General features: G+C 67.8%; 1 protein-coding gene. It reads right to left on the minus strand.

Going from position 1 to position 276, the window contains the following annotated elements; all coding sequences use genetic code 11:
* Nucleotides 1–227 (minus strand): hypothetical protein (locus tag CUZ56_RS14975; protein ID WP_148113764.1); only part of this gene is annotated, 227 nt, incomplete at its 3' end.
* Nucleotides 228–276: the final 49 nt, after the last annotated feature.

A 276-nucleotide genomic window follows, 5' to 3' on the forward strand; every position in this document is an offset into this window, starting at 1 on the left:
GCTTCGAAGGCGTCGATCTGGGCCGGGCCGAGTTCGCGACCCTTGACCGTGTAGAGCTTGGTCTGGATACGTTCTCGCCGGTTCGAGCGGAGGAACCGCCGGGTCACATCGATGAGGCGGTCGCCGAGCACCTCGAACGCGGCGTCCGATTCGGCGTCGGTCCAGGTTCGTCCGGCGGGACCGTCCTGCTCGGAATCGAGCCGGTCGTGACTGGGGTGAGCGGGCACGCTCGTATCTCCTTCGGGTGGTCGTGGGCCTGCGTGGGCAGGCTGGTGT

The organism is Saezia sanguinis (assembly GCF_003991585.1).
GTDB classification, from domain to species: Bacteria; Pseudomonadota; Gammaproteobacteria; order Burkholderiales; family Burkholderiaceae_C; genus Saezia; species Saezia sanguinis.